Below are 278 nucleotides of genomic sequence, written 5' to 3'. Positions count from 1 at the left end.
AGTTACCCTTACAAATGTTCATGTTCATCAGGCACCAGCTTTAATACAAAATGATCAAATTGATGGCGTTTTAACTCAGCAAGATTGGGAATCAACACTACAAGGCAGTGGAACAACCATTTTTTCTATGCAGCGTGAGCATGGAGAGCTTTGGGATTGGTCTATGTATGATAGTATTTCTTTTGATTACTATAATTCTATCCCAGCTTCAGAGGCTAATCGTATTCACTTAAGATTAAATATTAGTGATTATGCAGGTGTTGATGAGAATTATTCAG

Annotated in this window: 1 protein-coding gene; it reads left to right on the top strand. The window is 36.0% G+C overall.

The features are described 5' to 3' along the window. Positions 1 to 278 (top strand): hypothetical protein (locus ACG02S_RS26320; RefSeq protein ID WP_394473453.1); only part of this gene is annotated, 278 nt, incomplete at both ends.

Origin of the sequence: Pelomonas dachongensis (assembly GCF_043555865.1) — a bacterium.
Taxonomy (GTDB): domain Bacteria; phylum Pseudomonadota; class Gammaproteobacteria; order Burkholderiales; family Burkholderiaceae_C; genus Pelomonas; species Pelomonas dachongensis.
The sequence above is the reverse complement of the archived record's forward strand: the minus strand, read 5'-3'. Positions and strand labels throughout refer to the sequence as shown.